Here is a 7,868-nt window from a genome sequence, read left to right on the forward strand (position 1 = left end):
ACCTGGTTCAAAGCTATCCGGTTTTGTAAAATTAACAGAACGGGAGATGGAATTTTTAAAATACACCTGTACAGAAAAGACCTATAATGAAATTGTAGCAGACCGCCGTACGGCGAGGGGCGCAGGGTCACGGAGATGCCGTGCCGGTGCGCGAGCCGGGAGATCACGAACACGCCGAGCCGGAGGTCGTCGGCGAGCGCCACCACGTCGAACTGGGGCGCCTCGGCCAACTGGGCGTTCATGGAGGCGTAGTCGTCCTCCGACATGCCGAGGCCCCGGTCCTCGACCTCCACGGCCAGGCCCTTGGCCACCATCGCCGCCCGCACCCCGACGGGGCTCGGCGCCGGCGAGTACGCCGTCGCGTTGTCGATCAGCTCGGCCAGCAGATGGATGACGTCGGCCACCGCGGGCGGGGCGAGCGACACCTCCTCCTCGACGAGCACCTCCACCCGCTGGTACTCGGCGACCTCCCCGACGGCACTGCGCACGATGTCGATCAGCGCGACCGGCTCGCTCCACGACCGGCCGGGACGCTCCCCGCTGATGATGACCAGGTTCTCCTCGTACCGGCGCAACTGGCTGGCGGTGGAGTCCAGTTCGTACAGGCCCTTGAGGACCTCGGGGTCGGTGTGCCGGCGCTCCAGCGCGTCGAGCTTGCTGAGCTGGAGGTTGACCAGGTTCTGGCTCTGCCGCGCGATGCCGAGGATGACCTTCTGGAAACCGCGCCGGGTGTCGGCGAGTTCGACCGCGGTGTGCACGGCGGTGCGCTGCGCGGTGTTGAACGCCTGGGCCACCTGGCCCAGTTCGTCGTGCCCGTAGTCCAGCGGGGTGGTCGCCGACTCCGGATCGACCTTCTCGCCCCGCTCCAGCCGGGCCACCACGTCGGGCAGCCGTTCCTCGGCCAGACCGAGGGTGGCCATCCGCAGACCGCGCAGCCGGCGGGACAGCGAGCGGGTGATGCGCCAGGACAGGCCGACGCACAGCAGCAGCGCGAGCAGTCCGGCGGCGCTCAGGGCGGCGGCCGTCAGCAGCAGGCCGCGGGCCTCGTCGGCGCTGCGGGTGAGCAGCGCGTCGGTCTGCTCCCGGATCATGGCGGCGTACTGCGGGGAGACCCGGTCCATGGCCTCGTCCCACCGCTCCCGCAGGTCCGGCAGGGCGACGCCGCGCTCCTGTCCCGTGGGCGCGGTCGCGAGTATCTGGTCCTCGACCGCCATCAGGGCGCGCCACTCGGGACTGCGCAGGATCCGCTCGGTCTGCGTCTTGGTCTCGCCGCGCACGGAGGGCACGATCTGGTCGTCGATCAGCCAGCGGCGGGTGTGCACCAGCTTCGCGAAATCGCTCCAGCCCTGCGTGTCCAGGCGCCCTGAGGGCCAGGCCAGGGTGAGCTGCGCGTTCTCCTCGGAGACCAGCTCCGCCGCGTGCGCCAGCGCGATCAGCGGTTCCGCCTGCGAGGTCAGGTCACCGTCGTCGACCTGGGAGAGCTCCTGGAAGGCGTGGATCTGGTCGTCGATGATCGAGGTGTACTGGTCGAGCGCCTCCTCGGCGGTGATGTCGCTGGGCCGGTCCACCTGGTTCCGGTAGTACTCCAGGCTGCCCACCGAACCGAGCACCCCGTACAGCCGGTCCGAGATGCGTGCCGGTGCCTCGGCGATCACGTCCGCCTGGCCGGCCAGCTTCGCCACCGCCTCGTCGGTCCGCTCGCGCTGCGCCTCGAGGGCGGTCCGGGAACTCCTCGGCGCGGCCAGCCACGCGGCGGTCAGCCTGCGCTCCTGCTGCAGCGCGAGCGTGGCGTGCGTGCCCATCGCGCCGGTCGACCGGCTCAGTCCCGTCTGGGACCGCAGCTGCAGTCCCTCGGAGAACATCTGGATCGTCGTCAGGCCCCACATGCCGGCGAGGGTGACGCTGGGCACCAGGGCGAGGAGGAACAGCGAGAGACGTATGGAGCCGAGACGGCGCCGGGCACCTGTCCGTGGAGACATCGTGGTCCTAGAGCGGTCGGGTGGTGGGGGACGTACGCACGGGCGGGCCGTCAGCGGGTTCCGTCGGCGGCGAACCCGGCGACCGAGGCGGCGTTGGACCTGGTGACGAACGCCGGTCCGGTGAGCACGGGCGCGACCCCGCCGCCGCTGACGTTGCCGTTGGTCCGGTACAGCCACAGCGCGTCGACGGCGAGGTAACCCTGCAGGTAGGGCTGCTGGTCGACGGCGAACTGGACGTTCCCGCCGCGCACGGCGTCCACCAGGTCCTCGTTGAGGTCGAAGGTGGCGACGTCGGCCGCGCTGTCCGCCTCCGCGACGGCCTCGACCGCGGTGAGCGCGAAGTCCGCCCCGTTGGTGACGACCTGGTCGATGTCCGGGTCCTGCCGCAGCCGGGCGGCGATGATGCCGGAGACGGCGCGCATGTCGGTGCCGTCCACGTAGAGGTTCTCGGTCGTCCCGCCGAACGTCTTCTTCACGCCGGCGCAGCGGGCCTCCAGGGCAACGTTGCCACGCTCGTGGACGACGCACAGGGCGTGTTCGGCCTCCAGCTCGTCCAGCTTGTCGCCGACGGCCCGGCCCGCCACGCTCTCGTCCTGGCCGAAGAACTCCAGCAGCCCCGCCGACCTCCACGCGTCGATACCGGAGTTGAGGCCGACCACGGGGATGTCCGCGGCCCGTGCCTCGTTGACCGGGCCCTTCATGGCCGCCGGCTTGGCCAGCGTCAGCGCGATGCCGTCGACGCCGTCGCGGACCGCCTCGCGGACCAGCTCGGCCTGCCCCGCCGGGTCCGGGTCGCTCACGTACGTCAGCTCGATGCCGTCCTTGGCGGCCGCCGCCTCGGCCCCCTTCCTCACCCGGTCCCAGAAGGCGTCGCCCTCGTCGCCGTGGGTCACCATCGTGACCCTGATCCGCCCGGCGCCGGAGGTGCCCGCGCCGTCGGAGTCCGCGGAGTCGTCGGCCGCGCCGGAGCAGCCGGTCGCCAGCAGGCCGGCGGCGGCAGCCAGCGCCGCCAGGCGGCGCCTCGGGAGGCGGCGGGACGGGGGACGAGTGTTCATGCGGAGTACGGACCTCGCTGTGCGGCCGAGCAAGAGCAGGGGAGAGCGCCGACGGAACCGCGGGGCGTGCGCCGAACGGGTGACTCTCGCTGGCCGGAGCCAACCCTGTGGGACCACCGGTCGTCAAGTGAGCAGCCACGTGAAGTGAGGCGATGCTGCCGCATTGTGATGAACCGTGAGCACGGTGCGGCAGGTGCCCGCCGGCGAACCGAACGGCCGGTACGCGGCGGTCCCGGATCCCCCGGGGCGTCCGCGGTTCGGTGCCGGCGCGTCCGTTGCCCGGGACGGGCGTCCGGTGCGCGCACCGCCGCGGCGACGCGGGCGCGGCGGCCCCTTCCCGGTCGGCCCACCGTTTTCTTGTGCCCCCGCACCTGACACAATTGGATACCGGACGCGCTGTTTTCTTTCGGGGGGCGTGTTCGCTTTGTCCGCTGTGTCCAAGTCCGAGGAGGAATCCACGTGATCACTGTTTCCGCAGGGTGAGACATCGCGCACCGAGCGTGAAAACAAACAGCATGACCCGTTCCTTTCCGGCTCAGGAGTCCAGGCGATGGCGAGGCAGGTACGCGCCGAACACACCCGTACGACGATCATCACGGCCGCTGCCGAGTTGTTCGACCGGCAGGGCTACGAATCGACCAGTCTCAGCGACATCGTCGAGCACGCCCACGTCACCAAGGGGGCCCTGTACTTCCACTTCGCCGCGAAGGAGGACCTGGCCCACGCCATCCTGGAACTGCAGTCGGCCACCAGCCGCCGACTGGCCAGGGCCACCGAGGTCCGGGGGAGCACCTCCCTGGAGGCGCTGATGCGCCTCACCTTCTGCATAGCCAGGATGTCGGCCGAGGACCCCGTCCTGCGGGCCGGACTGCGGCTCGCCACCGGCGGCATCCGTCCGCGCCCTCCGCTCAGCCACCCCTTCACCGAGTGGCTGGACATCGTCACGGCCCGGCTCCTCGGCGCCGTCAAGGAGGCCGACGTCCACCCGGACGTCGACGTCGACGTCGTGGCGCACTCCCTGGTCTGCTTCTTCGTCGGCACCCGGGTCGTCGGCCGCTCCCGGGAATCCGTCGCCCGGCAGCCCCGCCGTACGGCCGAGATGTGGCAGCTCCTCATCCGGGGCCTGGTCCCCGTCACCCGGCGCGCCCGCTACCTCAGTCTGGCCGCACGGCTGGAGCGGGAGATCGCGCCGGGGTGACCGCGGCGCGCCGGCCCGCGTTACGGTGAGCCGCATGTCCGACCACCCCACCGCGCCCGTGATCGTCGCCGACGAGCCCGGCACCTTCCCCCACGGCGTGCTGGCCGAGCGGCACCCGGCGATCATCCGGCAGGTGCGCGAGGCCCTCCCGTACGGACCCGAGCGGCGCCGCGCGCTCGACGCCCTGCTCGCCGAGTGCACCGGGGGCACGATCGACCCCCTCCCCGCCGGCGCGCACGACCGGCGGCGCTGGGAGACCTGGGGGATGGCCGCCCACGCCGGCCGCTCCTGGTACGACGTGCCGTGGCTGTGGTCCGAGAGCTGGTTCTACCGCCGACTGCTGGACGCGGTGGGCTACTTCGCCCCCGGGCCCTGGCAGGGCGTCGACCCGTTCCGCCCCGCCAAGCTCGCCGAACTCGGCTCGCCCGCCACGGACGAGGAGCTGGCCGCGCTCGACGGCCTCGCCGGCCGCCCGGAGGAGGAGCGGGCCCGCGCCCTGCTGCACGGCTCCCTGTGGGGCAACCGCGCCGACCTCGGCTTCCGGCTGTCCGCGGGGGACGCCGGGGAGGCGGCCGCCGTCCCCGCCCTGGTGGCCGACGACGGCGAACGGCTGTGGTCCCTGCTCGGCGCCTCCCCGGCGGGCACCCTGTGCCTGGTCGCCGACAACGCGGGCCGCGAACTCGTCCCGGACCTGCTGCTCATCGCCCACCTGCTGGCGCACGGACGCATCGCCCGCGCGGTGCTGCACGTCAAGCCGTACCCGTACTACGTCTCCGACGCCACCACCGCCGACGTCGTCGACGCGGTGCGCCGGCTCACCGGCGCCGGGGGCGCGGCGGCCGCGTACGGCCGCGGGCTGTGGTCCGCCCTCACCGACGGCCGGCTCGTCCTGCGCGCGCACCCGTTCTCCTGCGCGCCGCTGCCGTACGCGGACATGCCGGACGACCTCCGCGCGGACTTCGCCGCCGCCACCCTCACCGTCCTCAAGGGGGACCTCAACTACCGCCGTCTCGTGGGCGACCGGCACTGGCCCCCCACCACGCCCTTCGCGGAGGTCACCGGGTACTTCCCGGGCCCGGTCGCCGCCCTGCGCACCCTGAAGTCCGACGTGATCACCGGACTGACCGCCGGCACCGAGGCGGCACTGGTCGCGGCGGAGGGGCAGCGCTGGCGCACCGGCGGCACCCACGCGCTGATCCAGGTCCGGACCTAGGATCCGCGACTCCCGTACGGGACACGGTTCACGCGATGGTGTGATCATGCCCGGGCCGGTGGATGCCGCCACCGGGCCGCGGGTAGCCCCCGGCCATGACGCAGCCGTTCGAACTCCCGCACTTCTACCTGCCGCATCCCGCGCGGCTCAACCCGCACGTCGACGAGGCCCGCGCCCATGCGACCGGGTGGGCGCGCGAGATGGGCATGCTGGAGGGCAGCGGGGTCTGGGAGCAGGCCGACCTCGACGCGCACGACTACGGCCTGCTCTGCGCCTACACGCATCCCGACTGCGACGGGCCCGCCCTCTCGCTGATCACCGACTGGTACGTGTGGGTCTTCTTCTTCGACGACCACTTCCTGGAGAGGTTCAAACGCACTCAGGACCGCGCCGCCGGCAAGGCCCACCTGGACCGGCTGCCGCTGTTCATGCCGCTCGACCCGGCGGCCGGCGTCCCCGAGCCGGAGAACCCGGTCGAGGCGGGCCTCGCCGACCTGTGGGCGCGCACGGTGCCGGCGATGTCCGCCGACTGGCGCCGCCGGTTCGCGGTCTCCACCGAGCACCTCCTCAACGAGTCGATGTGGGAGCTGTCCAACATCAACGAGGGGCGGATCGCCAACCCCGTCGAGTACATCGAGATGCGCCGCAAGGTGGGCGGCGCCCCCTGGTCCGCCGGACTCGTGGAGTACGCGACCGCCGAAGTGCCCGCCGCGGTCGCCGGGACCAGGCCGCTGAGGGTGCTGATGGAGACCTTCTCCGACGCCGTGCACCTGCGCAACGACCTGTTCTCCTACCAGCGGGAGGTCGAGGAGGAGGGTGAGCTCAGCAACGGCGTGCTCGTCCTGGAGACCTTCTTCGGCTGCACCACCCAGGAGGCCGCCGACATCGTGGGCGACGTCCTCACCTCGCGGCTCCACCAGTTCGAGCACACCGCGTTCACCGAAGTCCCCGCCGTGGCCCTGGAGAAGGGGCTCACCCCGGCCGAGACCGCGGCCGTCGGGGCGTACGCCAAGGGCCTGCAGGACTGGCAGTCCGGCGGTCACGAGTGGCACCTGCGCTCCAGCCGCTACATGAACGAGGGCGCGCGCTCCGCCGCCCCCTGGCACGCCCCGTCCGGCCCCGGGACGTCCGCCGCCGACGTCGGCGCGCTGCTCGCCGGCGCGGCGGCCGAGAGGCTGCGCGCCCACACGCACGTGCCGTTCCGGAAGGTCGGCCCGTCGATCATCCCCGAGATCCGCATGCCGTTCCCGCTGCGGCTCAACCCCGCCCTCGACGGCGCACGACGGCACCTGCTGGAGTGGTCGCGGCGGATCGGCCTCCTCGACGAGGGCGTCTGGGACGAGGACACGCTCGCCGGCTGCGACCTCCCGCTGTGCGCGGCGGGCCTGGACCCGGACGCCACCCAGGAGCAGCTCGACCTCGCCTCCGGCTGGCTGGCCTTCGGCACCTACGGCGACGACTACTACCCGCTCGTCCACGGCCACCGCCGTGACCTGGCCGCCGCCCGGCTGACCACGGCCCGCCTGTCGGCCTGCATGCCCCTCGGCTCCGAACGGGTCCCGCCGCCGGCCAACGCCATGGAACGGGCCCTGGCCGACCTGTGGCGGCGCACCACGGCCGGCATGACGCCCGACCAGCGCCGGCCGTTGAAGTCGGCCGTCGACACGATGACCGAGGCGTGGGTGTGGGAGCTGTCCAACCAGATCCAGAACCGCGTCCCGGACCCGGTGGACTACCTGGAGATGCGGCGGGCCACCTTCGGCTCCGACCTCACCCTGGGGCTCTGCCGCGCCGGACACGGACCGGCGGTGCCGCCGGAGGTCTACCGCAGCGGTCCCGTCCGCTCGCTGGAGAACGCGGCGATCGACTACGCGTGCCTCCTCAACGACATCTTCTCGTACCAGAAGGAGATCGAGTTCGAGGGGGAGATGCACAACGCGGTCCTGGTGGTGCAGAACTTCTTCGGCGTCGACTATCCGACCGCGCTGCCCGTGGTGCAGGACCTGATGAACCAGCGCATGCGCCAGTTCGAGCACGTCGTGGAGCACGAACTGCCCGTCGTCCACGACGACTTCCAGCTGTCGGACGAGGCGCGGGCGATCATGCGGGGCTATGTGGAGGACCTGCGGAACTGGATGGCGGGCATCCTCAACTGGCACCGCACCGTGGACCGGTACAAGGACGCGTACCTGTCCGGTCGGGTCCACGGCTTCCTCCCGGGCCGCGCACCGGCACCGCCGGTCCTCGTCTGACGCCCGTCCCCGCCCGCACCGCCGCCGGAGGCGAACCATGGAACAGACCGCGTTGCGGCCCAGGCCGATGCCCGGCGAAGGGGGCGGTGCCCGGCCCGGGAGCGGGCCGGACACCGGCCCGCCCGGCCGGCGGCGCGGCCGGCGGGCGGTGACCGCGCTGCTCGGGGTGCT

5 protein-coding genes are annotated in these 7,868 nt (G+C 72.4%); 3 read left to right on the top strand and 2 right to left on the bottom strand.

What is annotated here, in order from left to right:
- Positions 1-1,979, bottom strand: a 1,979-nt coding sequence (locus ABTY20_RS34265) for a sensor histidine kinase (RefSeq protein ID WP_352001055.1), incomplete at its 3' end; no start/stop codon positions are given.
- Positions 1,980-2,029: 50 nt separating this feature from the next.
- The gene (locus ABTY20_RS34270; RefSeq protein ID WP_352001056.1) at positions 2,030-3,034 is read right to left on the bottom strand and encodes a substrate-binding domain-containing protein; all 1,005 of its coding nucleotides are present in this window, start codon (positions 3,032-3,034) and stop codon (positions 2,030-2,032) included.
- A gap of 550 nt (positions 3,035-3,584) precedes the next feature.
- Between ABTY20_RS34270 and ABTY20_RS34275 the strand changes: the two genes are divergently transcribed.
- The 3 genes from ABTY20_RS34275 to cyc2 all read left to right on the top strand — a co-directional run bounded on the left by ABTY20_RS34275 (position 3,585) and on the right by cyc2 (position 7,697).
- The gene (locus ABTY20_RS34275; protein WP_352001057.1) at positions 3,585-4,232 is read left to right on the top strand and encodes a ScbR family autoregulator-binding transcription factor; all 648 of its coding nucleotides are present in this window, start codon (positions 3,585-3,587) and stop codon (positions 4,230-4,232) included.
- 34 nt (positions 4,233-4,266) lie between these two features.
- Entirely contained in the window at positions 4,267-5,445 is a 1,179-nt protein-coding gene (locus ABTY20_RS34280; RefSeq protein ID WP_352001058.1) for a damage-control phosphatase ARMT1 family protein, read from the top strand.
- Between the two features lie 95 nt (positions 5,446-5,540).
- The gene (cyc2, locus tag ABTY20_RS34285; RefSeq protein ID WP_352001059.1) at positions 5,541-7,697 is read left to right on the top strand and encodes a germacradienol/geosmin synthase Cyc2; all 2,157 of its coding nucleotides are present in this window, start codon (positions 5,541-5,543) and stop codon (positions 7,695-7,697) included.
- The last annotated feature ends 171 nt before the right edge of the window (positions 7,698-7,868 follow it).

Source organism: Streptomyces sp. NPDC126497, from assembly GCF_040302425.1.
Lineage (GTDB): Bacteria > Actinomycetota > Actinomycetes > Streptomycetales > Streptomycetaceae > Streptomyces.